This window comes from Aeromonas sp. FDAARGOS 1408 (assembly GCF_019048665.1).
In the GTDB taxonomy this organism is placed as follows: Bacteria; Pseudomonadota; Gammaproteobacteria; order Enterobacterales; family Aeromonadaceae; genus Aeromonas; species Aeromonas dhakensis.
Genome location: NZ_CP077394.1, coordinates 3,685,044 through 3,709,015, shown reverse-complemented (window position 1 = coordinate 3,709,015; position 23,972 = coordinate 3,685,044). Strand labels below are relative to the sequence as shown.

At 64.1% G+C, this 23,972-nt stretch carries 25 protein-coding genes; 10 read left to right on the top strand and 15 right to left on the bottom strand.

Annotated features, from left to right (window positions below; translation table 11 throughout):
- Positions 1-156 precede the first annotated feature (156 nt).
- A complete protein-coding gene (locus I6L38_RS17070; RefSeq protein ID WP_216988767.1) occupies positions 157-1,431 on the top strand; it encodes an amino acid permease in 1,275 nt (424 codons plus the stop codon).
- A gap of 63 nt (positions 1,432-1,494) precedes the next feature.
- Here the strand turns inward: I6L38_RS17070 and I6L38_RS17065 are convergent, their stop codons facing one another.
- Positions 1,495-2,133 (bottom strand): exopolysaccharide biosynthesis protein, encoded by a 639-nt coding sequence (locus I6L38_RS17065; RefSeq protein WP_005308210.1) that lies wholly within the window; start codon positions 2,131-2,133, stop codon positions 1,495-1,497.
- Between the two features lie 213 nt (positions 2,134-2,346).
- Between I6L38_RS17065 and I6L38_RS17060 the strand changes: the two genes are divergently transcribed.
- Both I6L38_RS17060 and I6L38_RS17055 read left to right on the top strand, forming a co-directional pair.
- Positions 2,347-2,967, top strand: a complete 621-nt coding sequence (locus I6L38_RS17060; protein WP_024942172.1) for an outer membrane beta-barrel protein — start codon at positions 2,347-2,349, stop codon at positions 2,965-2,967.
- A gap of 5 nt (positions 2,968-2,972) precedes the next feature.
- On the top strand, positions 2,973-3,518 hold the full coding sequence (locus I6L38_RS17055; protein WP_216989601.1) for a GNAT family N-acetyltransferase: 546 nt from the start codon (positions 2,973-2,975) through the stop codon (positions 3,516-3,518).
- On the opposite strand, the gene I6L38_RS17050 is transcribed toward I6L38_RS17055, so the two are convergent.
- A complete protein-coding gene (locus I6L38_RS17050) occupies positions 3,499-3,804 on the bottom strand; it encodes a monooxygenase (RefSeq protein ID WP_017764631.1) in 306 nt (101 codons plus the stop codon). The two genes, I6L38_RS17055 and I6L38_RS17050, sit on opposite strands and share 20 nt — an antisense overlap.
- 121 nt (positions 3,805-3,925) lie before the next feature.
- Here I6L38_RS17050 and I6L38_RS17045 point away from each other — a divergent pair, with 121 nt between their 5' ends.
- Positions 3,926-4,291, top strand: a complete 366-nt coding sequence (locus I6L38_RS17045) for a helix-turn-helix domain-containing protein (RefSeq protein WP_216988766.1) — start codon at positions 3,926-3,928, stop codon at positions 4,289-4,291.
- Here I6L38_RS17045 and I6L38_RS17040 read toward each other — a convergent pair.
- From I6L38_RS17040 to I6L38_RS17010, 7 genes are all read right to left on the bottom strand, one after another.
- Positions 4,288-4,722, bottom strand: a complete 435-nt coding sequence (locus I6L38_RS17040; protein WP_216988765.1) for an N-acetyltransferase — start codon at positions 4,720-4,722, stop codon at positions 4,288-4,290. The two genes, I6L38_RS17045 and I6L38_RS17040, sit on opposite strands and share 4 nt — an antisense overlap.
- A 125-nt stretch (positions 4,723-4,847) precedes the next feature.
- Entirely contained in the window at positions 4,848-5,420 is a 573-nt protein-coding gene (locus I6L38_RS17035; RefSeq protein ID WP_005308223.1) for a hypothetical protein, read from the bottom strand.
- Between the two features lie 127 nt (positions 5,421-5,547).
- Positions 5,548-6,585 (bottom strand): acyltransferase, encoded by a 1,038-nt coding sequence (locus I6L38_RS17030; protein ID WP_216988764.1) that lies wholly within the window; start codon positions 6,583-6,585, stop codon positions 5,548-5,550.
- Positions 6,586-6,761: 176 nt separating this feature from the next.
- The gene (locus tag I6L38_RS17025; RefSeq protein WP_216988763.1) at positions 6,762-7,382 is read right to left on the bottom strand and encodes a PepSY-associated TM helix domain-containing protein; all 621 of its coding nucleotides are present in this window, start codon (positions 7,380-7,382) and stop codon (positions 6,762-6,764) included.
- A 65-nt stretch (positions 7,383-7,447) separates the two neighbouring features.
- On the bottom strand, positions 7,448-9,490 hold the full coding sequence (locus tag I6L38_RS17020; RefSeq protein ID WP_216988762.1) for a TonB-dependent siderophore receptor: 2,043 nt from the start codon (positions 9,488-9,490) through the stop codon (positions 7,448-7,450).
- A gap of 227 nt (positions 9,491-9,717) precedes the next feature.
- Entirely contained in the window at positions 9,718-10,629 is a 912-nt protein-coding gene (locus tag I6L38_RS17015) for an ABC transporter substrate-binding protein (RefSeq protein ID WP_005308231.1), read from the bottom strand.
- Positions 10,630-10,746: 117 nt separating this feature from the next.
- Positions 10,747-11,811, bottom strand: coding sequence for a porin (locus I6L38_RS17010; protein WP_010635316.1), 1,065 nt, complete (start codon positions 11,809-11,811; stop codon positions 10,747-10,749).
- Positions 11,812-12,031: 220 nt separating this feature from the next.
- On the opposite strand from I6L38_RS17010, the gene glpX reads away from it, so the two are divergent.
- Together glpX and I6L38_RS17000 are read left to right on the top strand one after the other, a co-directional pair.
- Positions 12,032-13,042 carry a class II fructose-bisphosphatase gene (glpX, locus tag I6L38_RS17005; protein WP_005308234.1) on the top strand — a complete coding sequence of 337 codons (1,011 nt, stop codon included), beginning with the start codon at positions 12,032-12,034 and terminating at the stop codon, positions 13,040-13,042.
- Positions 13,043-13,212: 170 nt separating this feature from the next.
- Entirely contained in the window at positions 13,213-13,464 is a 252-nt protein-coding gene (locus tag I6L38_RS17000; protein ID WP_005308237.1) for a YkgJ family cysteine cluster protein, read from the top strand.
- Between the two features lie 184 nt (positions 13,465-13,648).
- Here the strand turns inward: I6L38_RS17000 and I6L38_RS16995 are convergent, their stop codons facing one another.
- The 4 genes from I6L38_RS16995 to hemC are packed head-to-tail and all read right to left on the bottom strand — an operon-like array spanning position 13,649 to position 17,606.
- Positions 13,649-14,812 carry a heme biosynthesis HemY N-terminal domain-containing protein gene (locus tag I6L38_RS16995; protein WP_005308239.1) on the bottom strand — a complete coding sequence of 388 codons (1,164 nt, stop codon included), beginning with the start codon at positions 14,810-14,812 and terminating at the stop codon, positions 13,649-13,651.
- A gap of 10 nt (positions 14,813-14,822) precedes the next feature.
- Positions 14,823-15,899 carry a uroporphyrinogen-III C-methyltransferase gene (locus I6L38_RS16990; protein WP_043171497.1) on the bottom strand — a complete coding sequence of 359 codons (1,077 nt, stop codon included), beginning with the start codon at positions 15,897-15,899 and terminating at the stop codon, positions 14,823-14,825.
- Positions 15,896-16,630: a uroporphyrinogen-III synthase gene (locus I6L38_RS16985; protein ID WP_043171517.1), complete on the bottom strand. Its 735-nt coding sequence runs from the start codon at positions 16,628-16,630 to the stop codon at positions 15,896-15,898. Before I6L38_RS16985 ends, I6L38_RS16990 begins: the two co-directional genes overlap by 4 nt.
- Positions 16,631-16,676: 46 nt before the next feature.
- Positions 16,677-17,606 (bottom strand): hydroxymethylbilane synthase, encoded by a 930-nt coding sequence (gene hemC, locus I6L38_RS16980; protein ID WP_155292470.1) that lies wholly within the window; start codon positions 17,604-17,606, stop codon positions 16,677-16,679.
- A gap of 322 nt (positions 17,607-17,928) precedes the next feature.
- Between hemC and I6L38_RS16975 the strand changes: the two genes are divergently transcribed.
- Complete coding sequence (locus tag I6L38_RS16975; RefSeq protein ID WP_010635310.1) at positions 17,929-20,463, top strand: class I adenylate cyclase; 2,535 nt, start codon at positions 17,929-17,931, stop codon at positions 20,461-20,463.
- A 124-nt stretch (positions 20,464-20,587) separates the two neighbouring features.
- Here the strand turns inward: I6L38_RS16975 and I6L38_RS16970 are convergent, their stop codons facing one another.
- Both I6L38_RS16970 and cyaY read right to left on the bottom strand, forming a co-directional pair.
- Positions 20,588-21,241 carry an alpha/beta hydrolase gene (locus I6L38_RS16970; RefSeq protein ID WP_043171498.1) on the bottom strand — a complete coding sequence of 218 codons (654 nt, stop codon included), beginning with the start codon at positions 21,239-21,241 and terminating at the stop codon, positions 20,588-20,590.
- Entirely contained in the window at positions 21,238-21,552 is a 315-nt protein-coding gene (gene cyaY, locus I6L38_RS16965; RefSeq protein WP_201882412.1) for an iron donor protein CyaY, read from the bottom strand. The genes I6L38_RS16970 and cyaY overlap by 4 nt, the downstream gene beginning before the upstream one ends.
- 73 nt (positions 21,553-21,625) lie before the next feature.
- On the opposite strand from cyaY, the gene I6L38_RS16960 reads away from it, so the two are divergent.
- The 3 genes from I6L38_RS16960 (at position 21,626) to dapF (ending at position 23,969) form a co-directional block, all read left to right on the top strand.
- Complete coding sequence (locus I6L38_RS16960) at positions 21,626-21,802, top strand: lipoprotein (protein ID WP_115599465.1); 177 nt, start codon at positions 21,626-21,628, stop codon at positions 21,800-21,802.
- 20 nt (positions 21,803-21,822) lie between these two features.
- Complete coding sequence (lysA, locus tag I6L38_RS16955) at positions 21,823-23,073, top strand: diaminopimelate decarboxylase (protein ID WP_005308254.1); 1,251 nt, start codon at positions 21,823-21,825, stop codon at positions 23,071-23,073.
- A gap of 65 nt (positions 23,074-23,138) precedes the next feature.
- The gene (gene dapF, locus I6L38_RS16950; RefSeq protein WP_005308255.1) at positions 23,139-23,969 is read left to right on the top strand and encodes a diaminopimelate epimerase; all 831 of its coding nucleotides are present in this window, start codon (positions 23,139-23,141) and stop codon (positions 23,967-23,969) included.
- Positions 23,970-23,972 lie beyond the last annotated feature (3 nt).

Here is a 23,972-nt window from a genome sequence, read left to right as displayed (position 1 = left end):
GGTAGCGTGGCATCCCCGTTTCCTCTTGGTGATCATGTTGATCGCAGGCGGGCTTGTTTTTTCTACGATCCGGTCGATATGCCGCGGCATGTCGCCACGCCTAATTACACGGGCCAATAAAATATAAGATGACAGATTAATAAGGTGTATATCGCAATGAGTGTTGCTATTGCTGAGAAGAGTAATTCCGCATCAAAGTTGAAATGGGAGAAAAGTGATTCGGTATGGACCATGGGCTTATATGCCACTGCGGTCGGTGCCGGTACACTGTTTCTCCCAATTACCGTTGGCAGTAATTCGCCGGTTATTTTGCTGTTTATATTATTGATGGCATTTCCGCTTTCTTATTATTCCCATCGGGCATTGAGTCGTTTCGTATTATCCAGCTCTCACCGGGAAGGGGATATTACCCACGTGGTGGAAGAGCACTTCGGTGCGCGGGCAGGCAAGCTGCTGATGCTGGTCTACCTGATGGCCTTCTACCCCATCATTCTGGTCTACAGCATCTCCATCACCAATGCGATCCAGAGTTTTGTGGTGCACCAGCTGGGCAATGCCGAGATCCCGCGCGGCCTGCTGGTGCTGGGGGTGATGTTGGGGCTGCACCTGGTGCTGCTGGCGGGCAAGCCGATCGTGGTGTCAGCCATCAGCGTGCTGGCCCTGCCCATGGTTGCCTTCCTCATCGGCCTCTCCATCTATCTGCTGCCCCAGTGGAGCCTCTCCTACTTCAGCGAGAGTCAGGGGGTGGACTGGCGTGATCCGGCGTTCTGGAAATCCCTCTGGCTGATCGTGCCGGTGATGGTGTTCTCCTTCAGCCACGCCCCCATCATCTCCTCCTTCAGTGCGGCGCAGAAGAAGCGCTGTCAGGCGAGCGCCGACCAGCGCGCCAAGCGGATCATCAAGTGCAGCAGCCTGCTGATTTGCGGCAGCGTGCTGTTCTTCGTGGTGAGCTGCGTGATGAGCCTGAGTCAGGCCGAGATGGCGCAGGCCCGCATCGACAATATTTCGGTGCTGTCGGCGCTGGCGAACAAGTTCTCCAATCCGCTGATCGCCTACGTGGGGCCGCTCATCGCCATTCTGGCCATGTCCAAATCCTTCCTCGGCACCTCCATGGGGGTGAGCGAGGGGACGGTGAGCATGGTGAACGGAGCCTGTCAGGGGCTGGGGCTGTCGCTGCGTGAAGCGACCATAGCGCGGGTCTCGTCGGTCATTCTGTTCGTGGTGACCGGGGTGATTACCTACCTCAACCCGAACGTGCTGGAGATCATCGAGAAGGTGAGCGGGCCGCTCATCGCGGTGATCCTGTTCCTGCTGCCGGCCTGCTCCATCTATCGTCTGCCCGCCCTCCAGCGTTATCGCGGGGCGAGCACCCTCTTCGTGCTGGTGATCGGGCTGCTGGCCATCTCGGCCCTTATCTACGATCTGCTGTAACGGCGGATCCCGCACAAGTCAAAAAGGGCGACCATCTGGTCGCCCTTTTTCTTTGGGTAGCCGTTAGCCGAACAGGGTGGAGACGCTCTGGCCGGCCATCAGCAGGCCGATGGCCAGGGCGCTGAACCAGACCAGGGTGGCGCTCACCAGCAGGTAGCCGCTGGCGACGAACAGGCCGTCGCGCTGCAGCATGCCGATGGCCAGCAGCAGGATGGCCCAGGCCGGCATGGCGTTGGTGAAGGGGATGGCGCCCAGCGGCAGCATCAGCAGCAGGGCCGCCAGCATGATCAGCAGGCCGTTGCAGCGGTTGATGGTGCTGCTGCCGGTCAGTAACAGCAGACGCGGGCGGATGAAGCGGTCGATGCGGGCCAGCAGATCCGCCCCCTTGTGCAGGGTCGGCTTGAGCTGATCGGCGGCGAAGCGGCGCTCCATCAGGATGGCGGGCAGCCAGGGCACCCGGTTGAGGGTGATGCCGATGCCGATGAACAGGATCAACAGGCCAAAGGGAGTGCTGACGCCGGGGATGGAGACCGGCAGCAGGAAGGGCACGGTGAGCAGCACGCAAAACAGCAGCATGCCCTGCTCGCCGACCAGGGCCAGCATCTGGCGCAGGCTGATATGGCTATCCTCGATGGCGTGAGCGGTGGCCCGCAGGGTGTCGGAGAGCTTGTTCTGGGGGTCGTTGAGTTGCGCGGCAACCATTCCCTGTGTCCTTCTGGTGAGTGGCACCGGCCCACCATGAGCCGGCTGCCGGCCAGCATACGGGGCAGAGGTTAATCGGGGATGAATAACGGGCGGGACGGCCGAGTGTGATCCTTGCGGCGAAAACGGCGCGATACAGGCTGGGTTTAGGATAGGGGCCAGGGGGCTCTGATATGCTTGACGGGCACTGGTGCAGCGCACGGAGGAGCCGTGATGAAACGAGCAGGGATCATGATGATGGGGCTGTTGTTGCCGCTGGGGCAGGCCTGGAGCGTAGAGGGGGAGGCCACCCCCGGCTGGCAGGTGACGCCGTTCTTCGGTTACAGCTCGGCCATCGACTTCGAGGCCAATGACGACCCCCAACCGACGCCTGTCGCCACCCGGCTGGAGTCCTTGCAGGGGGAGCGCTCCGGCAGCTGGGGCCTGTTCATCAGCAGGGAGGTGGACGACCCAGGCATGATAGAGCTGCTCTACAGCCACCAGTCCACCCACCTCTCCCCCGATCAGCCGGAGCGGTTGACGGTGGATACTCTCCACTTCGCCGGGGCGCTCACCCTGTCGGACAACCTGATGGCCCCCTATATCGGCGCCGGGATCGGGGCGACCCGCTTTGCCGCCTACGACAGCGACGTCGCCCCCTCCATGTCGCTGGCGCTCGGGGTGCAGCCGCGCCTGACCGAGCATCTGGCGCTGCGGGCCGAGGTGCGCGGTTATGGCGCCCTGGTCAACGACAACAGCCAGTTTCTCTGCAACCCGGACCAGTGCGTGTTCAAGGTGCGTGGCGAGCTGGTGACCCAGTGGCAGGCCAATATCGGCCTGACCCTGCGCTTTTGAGCCCCTTGCCCCGCGGCGTCGTGCCACCCCTGCCTCGTACACTGCCTTCGCTGTCGACCCCGCGGCTGCTGCTGCGGGCGCTTGATGCCGGGGACAGCGCCGATCTGTTCGCCATCTACGGGGATCCCCTGGTGATGCGTTTCGTCGGCGAGCCGCCGTTTCCGACCCTCGCCACGGTGGCGCAGATGCTGGTGAGCGTCGAGCGGTTGCTGGCCGCCGGCGAGTCGCTGGAGTGGGGGCTGGTGGCGCGCGACAGCGAGCGCCTGATCGGTACCTGCGGCCTGCACAGCTTTGCGGGAGATGCCGGTCTGCGCCAGGCAGAGGTGGGCTGCATGCTGGCTCGCCGACATTGGGGAGAGGGGTGGATGGCAGAGGCACTGACCGCCCTGATCGCCTATGCCCGCCGGCTCGGCCTTGCCACGCTGCTGGCGGATATCGAACCGGACAATCTACCCAGCCAGCGGTTGTTTGAACGGCTGGGCTTTGTCTGGCAGCAGGATGGCTGCTACCGCCTGGCGCTGGGCGAGGGGATCACAGCAGACCGCGGGTGAGGCGGCTGAGGGGCTCGTTGACGTCGAACAGCTTGAACTGCACCGCGCTGGCGCCCATGGCGAGCACCCGCTGCTCGTGCATGGTGGCGTAGGCGAGGGCGCTCGCCTCATCCTCAAACAGATAGATGCCGCCCGCCTCGCCGGTGCGCGGGTTTTCGGTCCAGATCTTGGAGATGAAGCCCGGCTCCCTGGTGATGGACTCGGCCAGCGGCATGGCCGCGCTCGTGAGGGCCGGCCCCATCAGCTCGGCGGGGAAGTTGAAATGGATCTGCAGCAGGCTGGGCATGGTGCACCTCTGTTGGGTGTTGATTGACGGAATCCGCATCATAGGAAGCCGGCAACTTGGCTGCAAGAAGGCACATTTTCGTGGCATAGTTACCGCAAAGTAACCACTCGCGAGCCATCCCTTGTCCTCACTGCCCTGTCCCGCCTACCGGGTGCTGCGCCTGCTGGCCGGCAAATGGAAACCGGCCATCCTGTTTCATCTGCGCGAGCAGACCCTGCGCTTTGGCGACCTGCGCCGCAGCCTGCCCGAGGTGAGCCAGAAGGTGCTCACCGCCCAGCTCAAGGAGCTGGAGAGCGACGGCGTCATCATCCGCACCCTCTACCCGGACGTGCCGCCCAGGGTGGAGTACAGCCTGAGCCCGCTCGGGGTCGCCCTGATCCCCCTGCTCCAGCAGATGCACGACTTCGCGCTGAGCCACGGCGATCTGCTGGCGCTGAGTGAAGTGGAGGCGGCCCGCGCCGACCCCCATCTCGGCGAGCCCAGTTAATCCTGCGCCGGCCAGACCATTACCCACTCGGCGCAGCCGGTGTGGGGATCCACGGCGTCGGCCGCCACCTGGAATCCTTGCGCGCGATAGAAGTCGCACGCGGTCCGGTTCTGCTGATAGACCTGCAGCCGCAGGGTCGGCAACTGCTGTTTGGCGTGCTCGAGCAGGGCCTTGCCCAGCCCTTTCCCCTGCTGCGCAGGGGCCACGAAGAGGGCGGCCAGGGAGCCCTCGTGCAGGGAGTAAAAGCCAAGCAGCTGGTCACCCAGGCAGAGCACCTGGCTGTCGGCGGCGGGCAGATAGATCTCCCGCATCGGCGCCAGGTTGGCGTGCCAGTAAGCGGGCTCGATGAAGTGGTGGGCCTGCAGGGAGGCCTCCAGCCAGATGGCGAGGACGGCCTCGGTGTCGGCCGGGGTGAAGGGGCGTATCTGCATGAGTGTCTCGTCTGGATTCGTCAAATGAGGGGCATGGTAGCAGCACAGGCTCTGCCGTCACCCGCCAGCGGGCAAAAGTGGAGCCCTCGTAACAAAAAAGGCGACCCGCAGGTCGCCTGTTGCCGTTAGCCGGCGTAGGGGAGGGAGGAGTGGTGCAGCACGATGCGTACTTTGCCGTCGTCCCCCTTCTTGAAGCCCCAGGTCTTGTCGACCGTGGTCTGCTTGTTGTCCCGGTCGGTCAGGTGCACCTTGCCCATGGTGAGGGCCATGTCGCCGTTGATGTAGACGGCGGCATTGCTGTAGTCGTAGCTCTGCCAGTTCTTGAGGGCGAAGCCGCTGTCGGCGGGATATGCCTTGTTGTTGCCGACGAAGTAGGCCAGCGCCCCCTCCCGGTTGATGCGAAAGGTCTGCTCGCCGCCTGCCAGGGTCGGCTTGAACAGTACCGGCCCCTGAGCGTAGCCGTAGGCGCTGTCGAGCACGGCGCCGGCGGTGGCCCTGGCCTTGTCGATGCCGCCGCTGCGGTAGTCGTCGCTGATCTGGATCAGGGCCTTGCCCCAGGCATCCTGGGCGGCCTTGATCTCGGCTTCGGTGATGTTGTTGTTGGCGATTTCGGCGGCGCTGAGGGAGCCGCTGGCGGCGAGCAGAACGAGGACAAGGCCGGCTTGCTTGGTAAACAGGGTCTTGGTGAACAACGTCATGGGATGATGACTCCTGGGTTCGCGTTTAAGGAGTCCCGGAGTTTATCTATCCGCGATGAATAAAAATTGAACCCATCATTCAGCCTCGAGTGGGGAGGGATCTGCCTCCCTCCCATCCTCATTTCCCTCAGCGGGCCCGCAGCAGCCAGCGACTGGCCGCCCCCAGCGCCAGCAACCGATAGCCGAGCAGGGTGAGCGCCAGCAACGCCGGCACCTTCAGCAGCTCCCACCACACCTGCTTGCCCTGCGGGCCGAAGATCATCAGCCACACCACCAGCATCATGTGCAGGCAGTAGAGGCCCAGCACCTTGGGGGCCTGGCGTTCGAGCCAGCTGCCCCGGCCCCAGCCCGGATTGGCCAGCAGCAGGCCGAACAGCCCCAGCGCCCAGGGGAGCGAACCCAGCAGGAAGTCGTGGCGGTTGAGGGGCACGGCGGCCAGGTGCAGCAGCCCTGCAGCCTCCAGGGCGTAGAGCCCCATCCCCGCCATCATCAGCAGGGCGCAGCGCCTGGCATCCGGCTGCCAGGCGCGCAGGCGCAGCTCGGCGCCGAGGGCCACGAACAGCAGCGAGAAGAAGGGGCCGTTGCGGGTCAGCAGGGCCCACTCGCCCCCCAGCAGCGGCGGGCCATAGGAGCCGCCGAGCAGGGCCAGCCCGTAGAGCAGGACGCCCAGCAGCAGGGCCAGCCGGGGCAGACGGGCCTGCTGGCAGAGCCCCAGGATCAGCACCGCCAGCATCAGGGCGGGCAGGAACCAGAGGTGGATCATGCCGCCGACCCACCAGACGTTGAGCGGATCCCCCAGCTGCATCTGCCACTGGCCTGCCATGGCCGGCAGGTAGCCCTCGCTCACCGCCGCGAGCGGGTTGAAGGGGATCAGCAGATAGAGCAGGCTCCACGCCAGCCAGAGCCCCAGCAGGGGGCGGCAGTAGCGCAGCGCCACCGTCAGCGGGCGGCCTGCGGCGAGGGCGGGTTGCAGAAAGTAGCCGGCGCAGAGGAAGAACAGCGGCACCGCGAAGCGGCAGAGCTGGTTGATGATGGCCCCGAGCAGGGGGTAGGGCGTGCCGTCCCACAGGGTGGGATCGAAGGGATTGCTGAAGGGGGAGAGGTGAATGGTCATCACCGCCAGGATGGCCACTACCCGTCCGCATTCGATGCTGGAGATGCGCATGCTGCCTCTTGCCGCTTGGGTTGAGGGCGCACCCTAGCAGCTGCGGGTGGCCCCCATCCAGCCGCCAGGCCGGCAACTGTGAACCCCATCGGCGGCCGGTTACCCTTTGTTACCCGAGGTGCAGGCAAGGTTACTGCCGCCGAGAGGCCGATCCCGTTTTGTCGTCGGTAAACGCCCTAGAGCAGGGCCACCAGCACGGTGACCAGGGCGCCCAGCAGCAGCAGGGCGATGCCGCGCGCGGCCGGGCCGTGCAGCTTGTTCCACATCAACAGGCTGGTGAGGGCCAACAGCAGCATGGCCAGCGCCGCCAGATCCCCCACCAGCTGCCACGGCAGGCCGGTGCCCATGCCACGGTGCAGCCGGTTGAGGCTGGCGGCGAAGTTGGCCTGCTGCAGTTCGGTGCGCACCAGCAGGGTGCCTGCCACATAGCTGGCGGCCAAGCTTTCGCTCAGGGTGACGCCGCGCATCTCCCAGCGGGCCGGCAGGGTGAGCGGGCCGTCGGGGGTGGGCAGGGTCTGGGGCGGGGTGAGCTGGACGCGCCCCTCCTCGAACCCTGCTGCATAGCGTTGTTGCAGCAGGCTTTTCAGCTCATCCGGGCTGGCCAGCGGCGCGCTCAGTACTATCTCTTCACTGGATTTATCGGTGTGGGGGCCGGGCAGCGGCAGCACGGCCCTGTGTTGCAGCCAGAGGCCGGTGAGGCCGTAGAGCAGCATCAGGGTGAGGGTGGCAAAGCCGGCCCAGGCGTGGATGCGGCGCACCCACTTGTTGTTGTGCAGGGGGAGTTTTCTGCGTCTCATTGCTCGGTGCTTCATAAAAATCTGGCCAGCAGGAGCTGGCCAGAGGGATCGGGAAAAGGGAGGGATCAGAAGCGGTAGGCGGCGCTCAGATGCAGCTGACGGGGTGTGCCCGGCATGATCTGGGAGGCGCTGGTGGCACTGACGAAGTAGTCGTGATCGCTCAGGTTCTCCACGCTCAGCTGGGCTTCCCACTGCTGCCAGCGGTAGCCGGCACGGGCGTCGAAGCGGGCGTAACCGGGCAGGGTGGTGGTGTTGGCGTTGTCGGCGAAGCGATCGCCCACCGCGGTCACCCCGGTCTCGCCGAACCAGCCCTGCTTGCCGCTCTGATAGCCGGCGAACAGCTCGCCGTTCTGGCGAGAGACGTTCATCGGCCGCTTGCCCTGCAGATCGGCGTCCGCCTTGACCTGCTCGGCATCCTGGATGGCGATGCCGCCGCGCAGGTAGAGCTCGTCGGTCAGCTGGGCACGGGCACTCAGCTCGATCCCCTCGGTGCGCTGCAGGCCGGTGAGGATCACCTTGGTGGGATCCAGCGGATCCTTGCTGCGCTTGTTGTACATCTCCAGCCGGTAGAGGGAGAGGGTGGTCGCCAGGCGGCCATCCAGCCAGTCGCTCTTCACGCCGCCCTCGTACAGCCGGGTGTGCTGGGGATCCAGGTTGTTGTTCTTGTCGCCCGGGGTGATGCCAATAAGCTCGCCACCCACCGGGGTGAAGGTCTTGCTGTAGGAGGCGTAGAAGGCGTGCTCCTCGATCGGGTTCCACACCAGGCCCAGGCGCGGGCTCAGGCTGCTGACCGAGACGGTCTCCTCCTTGTTGAGGTCGTTGCGGCGGCTGGTGACGGTGAAGTCGTCGCGGCGCAGACCCGCCAGCAGGTGCCAGTCGCCCAGGCTGAGCTGATCCTGCACATAGAGGCCATAGCCGCGCACCTTGTGGTTGGCGTCGCTGGAGAGCTTCATGGCGCCGTCGTAGGTGGGCAGGGAGCCCGGATCATAGAGGTTGCCGGCCGGGATCGCGGTGGCGTTCTGGTAGAGCTTGGGGGTGCGCTCCTGCCAGTTCTGCTCGAAGCCCACCAGCAGGCGGTGCTCGACGGGGCCGGTCTGCAGCTGGCCTTCGACCTCGGTGTTGCTGATCAGGCTGCTGGCCTTGAGATCCTGTTGCCAGCGGGCGCGGGTCACCTTGTCACCCTTGACGCTGGTGACATAGGTGTTGTCGAACTGGCTGTCGAGGCTGGTGTAGCCCAGCTGCTGGCGCAGTTGCCACTGATCGTTGATGTCCCAGCTGAGGCGCGAACGGGTGGACTGGGCCACATCGTCGATGAAGTCGCGGCGGGTATCGCTGTAGACATACTCCTTCGGCACGTCGGCCGGGCGGCCGTTGATGCCGGGGATGCCGCGATCCGGGGTGCGGTCGTGCTCGTTGCGCTCGTACTGCAGCAGCCAGTTCAGCTTGTCGTTGATCTCCCAGTTGACGGAGGGGGCCAGCAGGGTGCGTTTGCTGGTCACGCCGTTGCGAAAGCTGTCCTTGTCTTCCTGAGCCAGGTTGAGACGCACCTGCACCTGCTCACCCGCTTCACCGTTGAGGTCGGCAGCCAGCCGGCGGCTGTCGAAGCTGCCGACCTGGGCGCTGACGCTGGACTCCAGCCCCTTCTGTGGCTTCTTGCTGACCCGATTGACGATGCCGCCTGTGCTGCCACGGCCGTAGAGCACCGACGCCGGTCCCTTGAGCACTTCGACCCGTTCTGTGTTGCCAAGGTCGCGGGTGTACTGCATGTCGTCGCGAAAACCGTCCAGATAGAAGTCGTTGCTGGCGCTGAAGCCGCGGATGTTGACCCCGTCGAAGCGGGTGTCACCGCTGGCGTTGACGCCGGGGATGCCGGTCAGGGCTTCGCTCAGGGTGGGCTGGCCGAAGGCGGTCAGCTCGCTCGCCTTGACGCTGTCGATGGCCTGCGGCACCAGCTTGGCCGGGGTGTTGGTACGGGTCGCAGTGGCGACCTCTTCATGTTGGCTGCGTTTGCCGACCACTGTCATGGTCTCGTCTTCGGCGTGTGCGCCGGCGCTCAGGGCCAGCAGGGCGACACTCAGCAGAGTGCGCGGGTGGTGAGGTGTGTGCATGTTGCGTGTTGACTCTTGAAGAAGCGACCTGATGGTCTGAACTTATTGATTTATTTGTAATTATTTTGTTCTCTCTCATTTGAGAGGATGCTAATGATATTGATTTTCATTAGCTGTGCAATAGAAACATGTTTTGACGATGGGGCTGGGTATCGGATGACTCGCCCTGCCGGCAGGGGGCCCTGTCGGCAAGGTAACGGGAGGAGAGAAGAAGGGGGATGAGGGGCTCAGTGGTCGGCGGCGGCGGGGGCGATCCCGGCCAGCTGCTTGCCCAGCACCAGCCGCGGCGCCGGGTCGGTCTGCAGCGGGATATCCTGCAGCGGGGTGCCCTGCAGGTTGCGGTGGATGATGTTGGCCGCCATCCGGCCGAGGGCCTGATAGCTGCTGATGGTGCCGATGGTGCAGCCGTGCTCCACATAGAGCTCGGCGCTGCAGATGGTGGGGATGCCCGCCTCGTTGAGGGCGGCCAGTAGCTCGGGGGCGATGGAGAGCAGGTAGCTGTCGGCGGCGAGAAACACGATGCTCTCTTTGGCGTCGCGCTGCAGCCGCTTGAGCTCGTTGGCCAGTCGCCGCTTGTCCGGTGCGATGCGCCAGGTGGTGAGTTCCCACTGGTAGCGACGGGCCTCGCGCAGCAGCATCTCGCCGGTCAGCAGGGTGTTCTGCTCGCGCGGGTTGAACGGCAGCAGCAGCCCCTTGCTGGCGGGCAGATAGCGGCGGGCGTTGGCGAGCTGCAGCGCCATCGGCACCATGTTGCTGGTGCCGGCCACCATCCGGTTTTCCGTCTTGTCGTCGGACAGGAAACCGGCCCCGACGGGGTCGGACACTATGCTGAAAATCAGCGGCTTGCGGTTGCCCACCAGGCTCTTGACCATGGCCGTGGCGGTGGTGCCGAAGCAGTAGATGTAGTCGTAGTCGGCGAGGGAGGGCAGCAGCTGCTGGCGCAGCAGGGTGGCCAGCGCGGTTCTGTCCTGATTGGCGTTGAAGGTGACGAAGGTGGGGTGATGACCGAGCCGGTTGAGCTCGTCGCGAAAGCCGCGCTCGGCGTCCGTTTCGCCGCGCCACAGCACCATGGCGATGGTCAGCGCCTGAACGGGCAGGGCGCAGAGCAGGCAGCAGCAGATGAGCAGGCGTAGCGGCATGATGATCTCCTCGTCTTGGCTCTGTTGAGCCTAGATCATGGAGGGCCGGGCGCGTCGGGGCGGACCAAAAAGAGCGCGCCGGCATCAGCCGGCGCGCGCAGAGCAGAGGGGCCCGACTTAGAAGTCGTAGCGGGCCGCCAGCTGGAAGTCATCCTTGACGTTGAGCTTGCCGCTCTCTTTGCTGTCGAGGTTGTTGATGCGGTACTCGCCGATGACGCGCAGGTTCTTGTTGAACTTGTACTGGGCGCCCAGGGTGTAGTAGTCGATGGAGTCGTAGTCGGCCTTGCCGGACTGCTCCACCTTCTGCTTGTTCCACAGCGCCATCAGGCCGAAGCCGTTCTCGAAGTTGTAGCCCAGCGCCCCTTCCCAGCCGGTGTGATCCTTGCCGGTGGCCAGGAAGTCACTGCCGTCCGCATAGCTCAGGGCGGCGTAGACGGCCTTGTTGTCGTACTTGGCGGAGAGCAGCCACAGCTTGGCATCCTCTTCCCCGTTCTTGTCGCGGATACCCACGTTGTAGGCGGTACCCAGTGCCAGATTGAACGGGAAGGTGTAGGCCACGGCGGCGCCGTAGGCGGCATCGCTGTCCTTGCTGGTGGTCTCTTCGGTGTCACCGCCGTCGAACTTGTAGCTGGTATCGATCTGGAAGCCGTTGAACAGACCAGAGTACTTCAGCACGGAACCGGCGCGGTTGGTGGCGAAGGTATCGGTCTTGGCGCCGAGGGCCTCGTTGCCGTAGCCGTCGGAGAGGGAAACGTCAGTCCAGTCGGCCAGGAAGCCAGGGGCCCCCTTCTGGCGACCGAAGGTGATGTTGCCCCAGTCGGCGCCGACACCGGCGAACGCCAGACGGGTGCGCAGGTTGTCGGAGTTCTCGCTGATGGTCTTCTCGCTGTCGTTGATGTACATCTGCACTTCGTACTGGGCCAGCGCCTTCAGTTGGCTGTTGATCTGGCTGTCGACCTTGGCGCCGAAGCGGACGAACTGGTTGGCGCCCTGCTTGTCGCTGTACTCCTGGGTTCCGTTCGGATGGGTGCTGTCGACCCCTTCCTTCTTGTCACCGAAGAACTGGCCGGCATAGATGCGGCCGTACAGATCCAGGGTGGTGGTGTCATTCTTGTAAACTTCAACGGCTTGAGCCTGGAAGGCCGCGGTGAGAGCCAGTGCCACTACAGTCAGCTTTTTCATCTTAATCCCTTGTGTTGCAAGCTTTGTTGTAAAAGACGGGGGCCATGCTAGGCAGGGGGGATGACAGCGGGGTGACACTCTCGTGAAGTGTCAGTGGCGGTTTGATGTCAAATTGGTGAAAGGGCCGTGTTTTGTGTGACGAACCGCCACTTTTGCGCGCAAAGGTTTGCCCTTGTGGTAGAATGCCGCCCGTTTTCGAGCTCCAAAGGTTGGATATGCGATGAGACGTGAACTGGCAATCGAGTTTTCCCGAGTGACGGAAGCGGCTGCACTGGCTGGCTACAAGTGGCTCGGACGTGGTGACAAGAATATCGCCGATGGGGCGGCCGTTGCGGCCATGCGCCATATCCTCAATCAGATCCAGATCGATGGTGAGATTGTTATCGGCGAGGGTGAAATTGACGAAGCTCCCATGCTCTACATCGGCGAGAAGGTGGGCACCGGCATGGGCGACGCGGTGGACATCGCGGTCGATCCCATCGAGGGTACCCGCATGACCGCCATGGGTCAGGCCAACGCCCTGGCCGTGCTGGCCGTCGGCGACAAGGGCTCCTTCCTCAAGGCCCCCGACATGTACATGGAGAAGCTGATCGTGGGTCCCAAGGCCAAGGGTGCCATCGACCTCGATCAGGCCCTCGAGCTGAACCTCAAGGCCGTGGCCAAGGCGCTCGGCAAGCCGCTCTCTCGCCTGACCGTGATCACCCTGGCCAAGCCGCGTCACGACAAGGCGATCAAGGAGATGCAGGGGCTGGGTGTGCGGGTGTTCGCCATTCCCGACGGCGACGTGGCCGCCTCCATCCTCACCTGCCTGCCGGACAGCGAAGTGGACATGCTGTACGGCATCGGTGGCGCACCGGAAGGGGTGATCTCGGCGGCGGTGATCCGTGCGCTGGACGGTGACATGCAGGCCCGCCTGGTGCCCCGTCATCAGGTCAAGGGCGACAGCCCGGAAGTGCGTGCGCTGGGCGAGCAGGAAATTGCCCGCTGCGAGGCGCTCGGCATCGACGTGAGCAAGGTGCTCAAGCTGGAAGACCTGGCCAAGAATGACAACGTCATCTTCTCGGCCACCGGCATCACCAAGGGTGATCTGCTGGATGGCATCACCAGCGACGGCGTCATGGCGACCACCGAGACTCTGCTGATCCGTGGCAAATCGCGGACCATCCGCCGCATCAAGTCGATTCACTTCCTGGATCGCAAAGACAGCGTGGTGCGCGACATCATCCTCTAATCAGGATGCGCGCGGGGCAACCTGCATGGTACCGGCAACAAAAAGCCCGACGCTGTCGGGCTTTTTGTTGTCTGTTGGCAAGGGCACTATTTCATGGCAGGGCCGGGATAACAGTGAGGAAAATCCCCGCCCTTTGCTACACTGGCGCACCCTGCCGAGGAAAGCATTACATGGAATGTCGTCAAGGTTGCGGTGCCTGCTGCATCGCCCCCAGTATCAGCAGTGCCATCCCCGGCATGCCCGACGGCAAACCGGCCGGCGTGCCCTGTGTGCAGCTCGATGCGCGGCTGGGCTGCAAGATCTTCGGCCAGCCCGAACGCCCGGCGGTGTGCAGCGGCTTTCGTCCCATGCAGGACGTGTGCGGCTACCACAGGGAAGAGGCCATCTGGCTTATCGGTGAGCTGGAACGAATGACGGCCTGAGGCTGACCCTCTCCCTCAGGGAGAGGGTAGGGTGAGGGTGGTAGCTGGTTCCCCCTCATCCCCGACCCTTCTCCCGCGAGGGGAGAAGGGAGGGCAGCCATCCGTAGCAATCCCAATAATCCCAATAATCCCAATAGAAAGAGGCCGCAACTGCGGCCTCTTTTTATTTTGCGACGAACGGACGTCAGACGTCGGCCAGCTGCAATGCCTGGCGGTAGTACTCGTTGGCCTTGTTGGTCAGCCGGCGCTTGTCCATTACCTGACCGAGGGCGTGGTAGACGGCGGCATTGGGCGCCTTCGCCACCTCCTGCTCCAGCAGACGCTGGGCCTCGTCCAGCTGACCGGCCAGCAGGTAGACCTGGGCCAGCGCCGCGTCGACGCCCGGCTGATCCTGGATCTTCTGCAGCAGGGTCAGCAGGGGCTGGTAGCTGTCGAGCCTGAGCTTGGGCAGGCGGGCCAGCAACTGGGGTGAGACCTGCTTGCGCAGCGCATCCAGCCACAGCTCGGCCGCTTCATTGTCGGCCCCCAGCTGGCGCAGGCGATCGCCATAGGCGGCCAACAGCTCGGGATCCTGGCGCAGCTTGCGCGGCAGCGCCTGCCACACCGGGCGCAGGGTATCGAGGGCGCCGCTGGCGGCGCTGAGGCGGCCGCGCCAGGCCTGTTGCAGCAGATCTTCTTCCTGTTTGGGGGTGAGCTTGCCCACCTTGTGCAGCGCCGGAATGAGGTCGATGAGGGCGGTCCAGTCCTCGCGGGCCAGGTGCACCTGGCGCAGCTGGTCCAGCACCATGGGATGGCGCGGGTTGAGGGAGTAGACGGATTCCAGCATGGCCAGCGCGGTGTCGTACTGGCCCTGCTCGATCTGCAGCTGGGTCTGGGTCAGGGTCAGCGCCAGCTCGGCCTTGGGGTTCTCCTCCTGCGCCTTTTGCAGGTATTGATCCCGGCGCACGTCATCGCCGCGGGCCTGGGCAGCCTTGGCGGCGCTCAGGTAGTTGAGCAGCGGGGTGTCGCTGTTGCTGGCGCCCTTGAGCATCAGCTTCTCGGCCTGGCTGTAGTGCCCCTCGGCCATGGCCAGGGTGGCGGCCACGGTCTGCTGGTTGGCCTTGCGACGCCGGCGCGAGCCATACCAGCCCAGCGTCTTGCGGCGCAGGCCGAATACCCGGCCCAGCACCCACTCGACAATGAGCAGGAGACCGTAGAACAGCACCGCCAGGATCACCGCGCTGGTGACCGAGGACTCCACCGTGTAGTTGCCCAGCGAGATCAGCACATAGCCCTTGTTGCCGGAGGCCTGCGGGCCGAAGATGAGGCCGGCCACCATCACGGCCACCAGTACAATCAGACGAATCATGGTGCCCTCCTCAGTTGCTGGCCAGAATGCGCTGCAGGCGCTCGGTCAGCACCTCTTCCAGCATGGCCTGGGTCTTGAAGCGATCCGGGTAGTTGAACTGGATCTGCTCCCCCTTGAGCTTGTCCAGCTCGGACTGCATGTAGTGGGTGGCGCTGTTGTCGGTGTCGAAATACTGGGTCAGCCAGCGCTGGGCCTTGTCCAGGCTGTCGTCATAGAGGGCCTGCTGCTCGCGGTAGACGGCGAGCTGGGCCTGCAGCAGCTTGGTCTTGAGGTTCTCGCGCAGGAAGATCTCCTGCTGCGGGGAGAGCAGGGCCTCCACCGCGCCGTCGCGACGGCGGATGGTGATGAAGTTTTCGGTGAACTTGACCCAGTTCTTCTTGAGGTTGCTCTCCCACTCGTCCGGGTTGGTGCTGACGGCCTGATCCGGTTCGGCCTTGGCTTCCGGCATGCTGACGGTAGAGAGCGGCAGCAGCTCGATCTGATCGGAGAGGGCGGCCAGCTTCAGGGTCAGCCCCTCGCGGTCGATGCGCGGCATCCCCTTGAGCTGGGCGATGTCTTCGGCCAATGCCTTGCGGATGGGCATCAGGCTGGGATCGTTGAGGGCCCTGATGCGCTCGTCGGCATTGCCGAGCAATGTGATGGCGGAGACGAGGTCGTGTTCCAGCCACAGCTTGCGACCGGCCATCCGCACCAGGTATTCGGATTCGGCCAGCATCCAGTCGTTGGGGCGCTTGTCGTTGAGATCCAGCACCCGGGTCTGCAGACCCTTGAGCTCGTCCTGCAGCAGTTGTTGCTGCTTGCCGAGGGCGGCCAGCTGTTCGCCATCCTTGCTGTTGCTCTGATCCAGTTTGGCCATGGCGTCAGCCAGCTGCTGCTTGAGGGCGCCAAGTTCGGCCTGCTGGGCCACCGCGTTCTGGTGGCCATGCAGATAGAGTCCGCCGGTCAGGCCGAGAGCCAGCAGGATGGCGATACCGCCGAGCACTGCACCCGAGCCGCCCTTCTTGTTATTGGTGACCTGCTGGCCGGGTTGCTTGTTGTCGGCCACGGAGGCCGCGGCACTCGGCTGGACTTCTTGCTGTTCAGTCATTCCATCTTCCTCAGTTCCAGAGCGGCCGTCAGGGCCTGGTTGGATGCACCCTGGGCAATCGTGATATGGGTAAAGCCCGCCGCCGCGGCCATCTCGGCCACCCGCGGGCTGGGGACCACCAGCAGGCAGTCGTGCAGCCAGGGCTGCTGTTGGTCCGGGACCAGTTCCAGCAGCCGTTGCAGCAGTTCGCCACTGGTGACGAGCAGGCTGTCGAGCCCGGCCGCCTGCCAGTGGCGGGTCAATGCGCCCCCGTCCAGAGCGGGGTAGTGGCGCTCATAGGCCGCACAATAGTGCACCAGTGCGCCGCGTGAGGCCAGCGTCCGGGCGATGAGATCCCGGCCACCATTGCCGCGCAGGATCAGCACCCGCTTGCCGTTTACCTGTTGCAGGCCGGGCAGGGCCAGCAGCCCTTCGCTGCGCGGATCCTCCGGGCAGGCTGCCGTGATGCCGACGGCCGAAAAGGCGTCCGCGCTGGCCTGGCCGACTGCAAAGTAGTCAATATTTGGCCAGGTCTGACCAGTTTGCAACAGAAAATGATGAGTGAAATTAACTGCATGCATGCTGACGGCGATGACGATGTCGGCCTGGGGCAGCAGTTCGGGCAGGCGCTGCAGCTCGCCGCCCGCCACGGTTTCCAGCAGCGGGCAGCAGAGTGGTGCGTGGCCGTGCTGGCGCAGCAGTGCCACCAGTTCGGCGGCCTGGGCGGCCGGGCGCACCACCAGCGGGACCATCAGGGCTGGCTCCGGCATGGCGGCCATGCTTCGCACCGGCCCGCACTCATGCCCGGTAGACCTCGGCCAGGATGGCATCGGCACCATCGGCCAGCAGGCGCTGGGCCAGGGTGTGACCGAGGGTTTCGCCGTCGGCCAGCGGACCGCGGATCTCGTCGCGGATGACGCGGCTGCCATCCGGGCTGCCCACCAGGCCGCGTAGCCACACTTCTTCTCCCTCTACCAGGGCGTAGGCCCCGATGGGGACCTGACAGCCCCCCTGCAGGGCACGGTTCATGGCGCGCTCGGTCAGCACCCGGATGCGGGTCTCGGGGTGCTCGAGCGGTGCCAGCAGGGCGTGCAGCTCGTGATCGTCGAGGCGGCACTCGATGCCGACCGCGCCCTGGCCATTGGCGGGCAGGCTCTGTTCCGGCTCGATGAAGGCGGTGATGCGGTGCGCCATCTCCAGCCGTTTCAGGCCGGCGGCGGCGAGGATGATGGCGTCGTATTCACCGGCGTCCAGCTTGGCGAGACGGGTGTTGACGTTGCCGCGCAGGTCGCGAATGACCAGATCCGGGCGTGCTGCGCGCAACTGGCACTGGCGACGCAGGCTGGAGGTGCCGACCACGGCGCCTTGCGGCAGCTCGTCAATGGCAGTGAAGCGGTTGGAGACGAAGGCATCGCGCGGATCTTCGCGCTCGCAGATGGTGTGCAGGCCGAGCCCCTCGGGGAACTCCACCGGCACGTCTTTCATGGAGTGCACGGCGATGTCGGCCCGTCCCTCCAGCATGGCCGTTTCCAGCTCCTTGACGAACAACCCCTTGCCGCCGACCTTGGCGAGCGGGGTATCCAGGATCTTGTCACCCTGAGTGCTCATGGGGACCAGCTCGACCTGCAACTCGGGGTACAGGGCTTCCAGCCGGTCTTTGACGAAGTTGGCCTGCCACATGGCCAGGGGGCTCTTGCGAGTGGCAATTTTCAGGGTTCGGGCTGCCATATCAATCAGTTGTTTCATCTTTAGAAGGAAAACGATCTTACCACCCTTTGCAGGGGCTTTCATGGCACAGCCGGCAAAAGCGGGGCCAAGCTCAAAAACAGCGGCTGAAAATGATTTTCATTAAACTAAAATGCAAGGTTAATTGATTGAAATTTAAAAAAATTATTGCTTTCCAATGATACTGTTTAGTGACTTGTCATAAATAATCCGGCGATTGTGTGCGGGCTTGTTTACCACCGCTGTTTGCATTGTTAACATGATCACACTTTTTTGACGTCTCCCCGTTTTGGTGCGTCATTTATCACCTCGTATAGGCAGGGCATTGCTGGTAAAACTCGACACGCTGGTGGCGCGCTACGACGACATCAATCGTCTCAAGACGCAGCGGGCGTTAGGTCTCATGAGTCGCTACGGGCAGCAGGTCTTCCAGCTGTTACCCGTCATGCTGCACTTCAATCACCCCCTGCTGCCCGGTTATGTGGCGGGGGATGTGCCGCACGGCATCTGGAGTTTTACCGCCAACGACGCCCAGCAGGCCTTCATCGAGGATCTCTGCCAGAACGCCAACTGCCAGAACGGCCTCACCACCCATGACAAGTCGATCCAGGGGCTCTACTCCATGGGCAGCACCTCGTCCATCGGTCAGTGCTGCCACTCGGATCTCGACATCTGGGTCTGCCATGTGGCCGGTCTGTCGCAGGAGCGGCTCGCGCTGCTGGATCTCAAGTGTCAACAACTCTCCAAGTGGGCCGAGCAGCGGGGGGTCGATCTCAATTTCTTCCTGATCCCCGAGGACAAGTTCCGCCAGCGCAACGACGCCCAGATGCAGGGTGAGAGCTGCGGCAGCGCCCAGCACCTGCTGCTGCTCGACGAGTTCTACCGCAGCGCCATGCACATCGCCGGCAAGCGGCTGCTCTGGTATCTGGTGCCTGCCGAGTATGACGATCACTACGATGACTACGTCAACGGCCTGTTTGCCCACGGCAAGCTGAGCCAGGATGACTGGCTCGATCTGGGGGGCTTCAACCGCATTCCGGCCGAGGAGTACTTCGGCTCCGCCCTCTGGCAGCTCTACAAGGGCATCGATTCCCCCTACAAGGCGGTGCTTAAGTCGGTGCTGATGGAGGCCTACTCCCACGAGTACCCCAACACCCGCCTGTTGTCGGTGACCAGCCGCGACTGGTTCCAGCACAACGAGGGGATGCACTACCGGCTCGACAACTACTGCCTGATGCTGGACAAGGTGACCAACTACCTCAAATCCATCGGCGACATGCAGCGGCTCGATCTGGTGCGCCGCTGTTTCTATCTGAAGGTGTGCGACGGCCTGAGCCATCCGAAAGAGGATCACTCCCCGGCCTGGCGCCGCGAGCTGATGACCCAGCTGGTGGACTACTGGGGCTGGAGCCGGGAGCGGCTGCAGCATCTGGATCACCGCCAGGAGTGGAAGGTGGAGGACGTCAAGGTGGCCTACGCCGAGCTGCTGGAGGCCCTGATGCAGAGCTACCGCAACCTCATCCAGTTTGCCCGGCGCAACAACATCAGCGAGTCCATCAACCCGGAAGACATCGGCATACTGTCGCGCAAGCTCTATGCCGCGTTCGAGAGCCTGCCGGGCAAGGTGCAGCGCATCAACCTCAAGATAGCGCCGGACCTGAGCGAGCCGGATCTGAGCTTCGTGCAGGTGCCGCACGGTCGCCTGAACCGCGCCGGCTGGTATCTCTACAAGCATTCACTGGAGCCGGTGGACATCATAGGCCGGGCGCCGCTCGAATATAACGGCTACATCAGCAAGCTGGTCTCCTGGGCCTACTTCAACGGCTTGCTGACGCCCCAGTCCCGGGTGCACCTGTTCAACCAGGGCTCGGATCTGCACATCGACAACCTGCACCAGTTCTGTCGCGATCTCTCCGGCACCTTCCCGGTCAAGTATCCCCGTGCCACCAACCTGGCGCTGAGCCGGCCGTGCGAAATTCGCCAGCTCTCCATCTTCCTCAACCTGGAGACGGACCCGACCAGCCACTGGGTGGGCCAGGTGATCGAATTCGACGCCAACGCCGCCGACGTCTTCTCGTTCGGCCGCAACCTGGAGTGTCTGGTGGGTTCGGTGGATCTCGTCTATCGCAACTCCTGGAGCGAGATCCGCACCCTCCACTTCCAGGGGGACGAAGCCGTGGTGGACGCCCTCACCACCATCCTCGGCAAGATGCACCAGGATGCCGCCGCCCCCGAGATGATCGAGGTGTTCTGCTACAGCCAGCACTTCCGCTCCCTGGTACGCAGCCGCTTCCAGCAGCTGGTGGCCGAGTGCATCGAGCTGCGTCTGGCCCGCGACAAGCAGCAGCTGGTCAAGACGCTGGCGCTCGGCAAGGAGAAGTACGGCATCTTCTTCGAGCGGCGCGGGGTGTCGGTCAAGAAACTGGAGAATGCGGTCGACTTCTACCGCCACATCTCCCACAACAAGCTGGATCACCTGCCGCTGCGGCTCGACAAGACCCACAGCCAGCACCTGCCCGGCATCGTCGACGCCTACGCCAGCGAGGGGCTGGTGCAGTTCTTCTTCGATACCCGGGACGCGGGCACCAACATCTATATCCTGGACGAGGCGAACCGGGTGGAGATCTACCAGCACTTCGCCGGCAACAAGGATGAGCTGGTGCAGGGGGTGAACCGTTTCTACACCTCTAGCCACGAGCGCTTCAGCGACGCGGGTCAGTTCAGCAACTTCAACCTGCCCCAGTACTACGAGATAGTGCAGATCAATGGCGAGCTGGAGGTGATCCCCTACCGCAGCCAGGGTCAGCTGCGCGATGGCGGTCAGGGGCGCGAGCTCGGTTCCGCCGCCGGCGCGGGGTAGGGCAGGGGCCCGCCCGGCGTGCGCGCAAGCGCCCCGGTCTCGGCCCCCTGCTGCACAGGATCATCGCCCATATCGAATGAAAACGGCCTGCATCTGCAGGCCGTTTGGCTATTCGGGAACTGGCTCAGTCCGCGAGGCGAGCCAGCAGCCACTGGCGGATGTCGTCGAGCTGCGGGCGGCAGATCTCGTGGCGCATGGGGTACTCGTGCCACTCGGGGGAGAGTCCGGCCGCTTCCAGCCGGTTCTTGGCGTCCCAGCCCATGGAGAGGCTCACCACGTCGTCATAGATGCCATGCATGTAGCAGATGGGCAGGCTGCGGGCGGCCTCGCTCATCTCACCAAGCAGGGCGTCGGGCGCCGCCAGATAGGTGGACATGCAGAGCAGGCCCGCCAGCCGCAGCGGCAGGCGCAGGGCGGTGAAGGAGGCAATCACGCCCCCCTGGGAGAAGCCGGCCAGCACGATGCGCTCGGGGGCGAAGCCCTCGGCCACCAGTTGCTCGATCAGCGCGGCGATGCGGGCCGCAGACTCCCTGACATGGGACTCCACGGCGCGATCCGCCGGATCCTCGAAGCTTCTGATGTCGTACCAGCCGCGCATCTTGTAGCCCATGTTGATGGTGATGGGCCGCTCGGGCGCATCGGGCAGCAGGTGACGCACCGGCAGGTCGGCGGGCAGGGCCAGCGCATCCACCAAGGGGGCCAGGCCGGCGCCGGAATCCCCCAGCCCGTGCAGCCAGATCACCGCATGACGGGCATCGGCAGGGTGCAGGTCGATCATGGGAACTGGACGGGCTCGCCCGCCTGGGAGCTACAGGCCTGGCTCAGCAGGCTCTTGAGCTCGTGGCCGAAGCGGTTGTCGATCCAGCTTTCCCCTTGCAGCTCGAAGTGGAAGCCGTTCTCGCGGGTGGCGACCCAGATCTGGTGCAGGGGCTCCTGCTTGTTGATGATGACCTTGGTCTTGTTCTCGAAGCTCAGGGTCAAGACCCCGCCAGCGCGTTCGCAGTCGATATCCGGATACCCCTCGTCGATGGTGTCTTCCACATACTGGAAAAAGGCGTCGGTCAGGGCGTGATACTCGTGATCCTTCATCGGTTTATCCTGTTGCTTTTAACAATGTGAGTGCGATTATAGAGGGCCAAAAATTTTTTCGCAGCGAACCATTATGATTACCCAGCTTACCAAGTGTCTGCTTGCCACTCTTCTGTCTCTTGGTTTGGCCGCGTGTGGCCTGACGGGACCGCTCTACATGCCACCCCCCGAGCAGCCCCAGACCCAGAGTACACCGCAAGCACAGACGCCTGCGACCGCCGAGGCAGCCCCAGAGGCCGCGCCGCACTAATTTAGGAAGGAACCGCCCCCTTGGATCACTTTAACTACGACGCCGACGGCCAGCTTCAGGCCGAACACACCTCGCTGCAACAACTTGCCGAGCAGTATGGCACCCCGCTGTACGTCTACTCCCGCGCCACCCTGGAACGTCACTGGCACGCCTTCGACAAGGCGGCGGGCGACATCCCCCACCTGATCTGCTACGCGGTCAAGGCCAACTCCAACCTGGCGCTGCTCAACCTGCTGGCCCGCCTGGGTTCGGGTTTTGACATCGTTTCCGGCGGCGAGCTGTCGCGGGTGCTGGCGGCGGGCGGCGATCCGGCCAAGGTGGTCTTCTCCGGCGTCGCCAAGAGCGAGGCCGAGATGCGCCTCGCGCTGGATAAAGAGATCCTCTGCTTCAACCTGGAGTCGGAAGCCGAACTGGAGCGTCTGAACCGGGTGGCGGGCAGCATGGGCAAGAAGGCCCGGGTGTCGGTGCGGGTCAACCCCGACATCGACGCCGGTACTCATCCCTATATCTCCACCGGCCTCAAGCAGAACAAGTTCGGCATTCCCATCGAGCTGGCGCCCGCCATCTACCGCAAGGCGGCGGCCATGGCCAACATCGAGATCGTCGGGGTGGATTGCCATATCGGCTCGCAACTCACTGAATTGAATCCCTTCATGGAGGCGGCTGACAAGCTGCTGCGGCTGATCGACGGCCTGGCGGCGGAAGGCATCCACATCCACCACCTGGACGTGGGCGGGGGCCTGGGGGTCAACTACGGCGCCGAACAGCCACCCCATCCCAGCGAATATGCCGAGGCGCTCAAGCAGAAGCTGGCGGGCCGGGATCTGACCCTGCTGTTCGAGCCGGGCCGCGCCATCGTCGCCAACGCCGGCGTGCTGCTGACCCGGGTCGAGTACCTCAAGCCGGGCGAGAGCCGCAACTTCGCCCTGATCGACGCCGGCATGAACGATCTGCTGCGCCCCTCGCTCTACGGCGCCTGGATGAACATCATCGAGGTGGACAGCCGCGCGAGCCACGAGCAGGCGGTTTACGACGTGGTCGGCCCGGTGTGCGAGACCGGCGACTTCCTCGGCAAGGAGCGTACCCTGGCGATCGCCGAGGGCTCCCTGCTGGCGGTGCGTTCCGCCGGTGCCTACGGCTTTACCATGTCCTCCAACTACAACACCCGTCCGCGCGCCGCCGAAGTGCTGGTGGACGGAGCGCAGTCGTTCCTCATCAGAGAGCGCGAGCAGTTGGCGGATCTCTGGCGCGGTGAGCATTTGCTGCCCTGATGGTTGATGGATTTCTCTAAGCGTTCCTCCGGGTGAGAGCGTGAACAAGGGTACAGGAACGCACGATGTTGATAGATTTTTCCAAGATGCACGGCCTCGGGAACGACTTCATGGTGGTTGATGGCGTCACCCAGAAGGTGTTTTTCAGCAATGACGTCATCAAGAAGCTGGCGGATCGCCACTTCGGCATCGGCTTCGACCAGCTGCTGCTGGTGGAGCCGCCCTATGATCCCGAGCTCGACTTTCACTACCGCATCTTCAATGCCGATGGCAGCGAGGTGGAGCAGTGCGGCAACGGTGCTCGCTGTTTCGCCCGCTTCGTCCGCCTCAAGGGGCTGATCAACCGGGATCGCATCGCGGTGAGCACGGCGCGTGGCCGCATCGTGCTGCAGCTGGAGGGGGAGAACCAGGTCACGGTCAACATGGGGGTGCCCCAGTTCGAGCCGGGCAAGATCCCGTTTCGGGCCCAGAAGGCGGAAAAAACCTACCTGCTGCGGGCCCAGGAGCATACTGTGATGTGTGGGGCCGTCTCCATGGGCAATCCCCACTGCGTCATCGAGGTGCCCTCGGTGGCCGATGCGCCGGTGGAGACCCTGGGTCCCATCATGGAGCGTCATGAACGCTTTCCCGAGCGGGTCAACGTCGGCTTCATGGAGACGGTCAACGCCAGCGAGATCAAGCTGCGGGTGTTCGAACGCGGGGTGGGCGAGACGCTCGCCTGCGGCACCGGCGCCTGTGCCGCCGTGGTGATCGGCATCAGCCAGGGCAAGCTCAAGGAGCGGGTCACCGTCACCCTGCCGGGTGGCAAGCTGACCATCGCCTGGAAGGGGCCGGGTCAGCCGGTCTACATGACCGGGCCGGCCGAGCACGTGTTTGACGGCCAGATAGAGTTATAGGCA

Coding starts and splice junctions, on each gene's coding strand:
- I6L38_RS17050 (WP_017764631.1), bottom strand. CDS start 3,804: ATGCCCAGCCTGCTGCAGATCCATTTCAACTTCCCCGCCGAGCTGATG.
- I6L38_RS17040 (WP_216988765.1), bottom strand. CDS start 4,722: ATGCAGATACGCCCCTTCACCCCGGCCGACACCGAGGCCGTCCTCGCC.
- I6L38_RS17000 (WP_005308237.1), top strand. CDS start 13,213: ATGGAATGTCGTCAAGGTTGCGGTGCCTGCTGCATCGCCCCCAGTATC.
- I6L38_RS17070 (WP_216988767.1), top strand. CDS start 157: ATGAGTGTTGCTATTGCTGAGAAGAGTAATTCCGCATCAAAGTTGAAA.
- I6L38_RS16985 (WP_043171517.1), bottom strand. CDS start 16,630: ATGGTCCCGCTGGTGGTGCGCCCGGCCGCCCAGGCCGCCGAACTGGTG.
- dapF (WP_005308255.1), top strand. CDS start 23,139: ATGTTGATAGATTTTTCCAAGATGCACGGCCTCGGGAACGACTTCATG.
- cyaY (WP_201882412.1), bottom strand. CDS start 21,552: ATGAAGGATCACGAGTATCACGCCCTGACCGACGCCTTTTTCCAGTAT.
- I6L38_RS16990 (WP_043171497.1), bottom strand. CDS start 15,899: ATGACTGAACAGCAAGAAGTCCAGCCGAGTGCCGCGGCCTCCGTGGCC.
- I6L38_RS17030 (WP_216988764.1), bottom strand. CDS start 6,585: ATGCGCATCTCCAGCATCGAATGCGGACGGGTAGTGGCCATCCTGGCG.
- I6L38_RS17025 (WP_216988763.1), bottom strand. CDS start 7,382: ATGAGACGCAGAAAACTCCCCCTGCACAACAACAAGTGGGTGCGCCGC.
- I6L38_RS17065 (WP_005308210.1), bottom strand. CDS start 2,133: ATGGTTGCCGCGCAACTCAACGACCCCCAGAACAAGCTCTCCGACACC.
- I6L38_RS17020 (WP_216988762.1), bottom strand. CDS start 9,490: ATGCACACACCTCACCACCCGCGCACTCTGCTGAGTGTCGCCCTGCTG.
- I6L38_RS17060 (WP_024942172.1), top strand. CDS start 2,347: ATGAAACGAGCAGGGATCATGATGATGGGGCTGTTGTTGCCGCTGGGG.
- I6L38_RS17010 (WP_010635316.1), bottom strand. CDS start 11,811: ATGAAAAAGCTGACTGTAGTGGCACTGGCTCTCACCGCGGCCTTCCAG.
- I6L38_RS16960 (WP_115599465.1), top strand. CDS start 21,626: ATGATTACCCAGCTTACCAAGTGTCTGCTTGCCACTCTTCTGTCTCTT.
- I6L38_RS16995 (WP_005308239.1), bottom strand. CDS start 14,812: ATGATTCGTCTGATTGTACTGGTGGCCGTGATGGTGGCCGGCCTCATC.
- I6L38_RS17015 (WP_005308231.1), bottom strand. CDS start 10,629: ATGCCGCTACGCCTGCTCATCTGCTGCTGCCTGCTCTGCGCCCTGCCC.
- hemC (WP_155292470.1), bottom strand. CDS start 17,606: ATGGCAGCCCGAACCCTGAAAATTGCCACTCGCAAGAGCCCCCTGGCC.
- I6L38_RS17035 (WP_005308223.1), bottom strand. CDS start 5,420: ATGACGTTGTTCACCAAGACCCTGTTTACCAAGCAAGCCGGCCTTGTC.
- I6L38_RS16970 (WP_043171498.1), bottom strand. CDS start 21,241: ATGATCGACCTGCACCCTGCCGATGCCCGTCATGCGGTGATCTGGCTG.
- glpX (WP_005308234.1), top strand. CDS start 12,032: ATGAGACGTGAACTGGCAATCGAGTTTTCCCGAGTGACGGAAGCGGCT.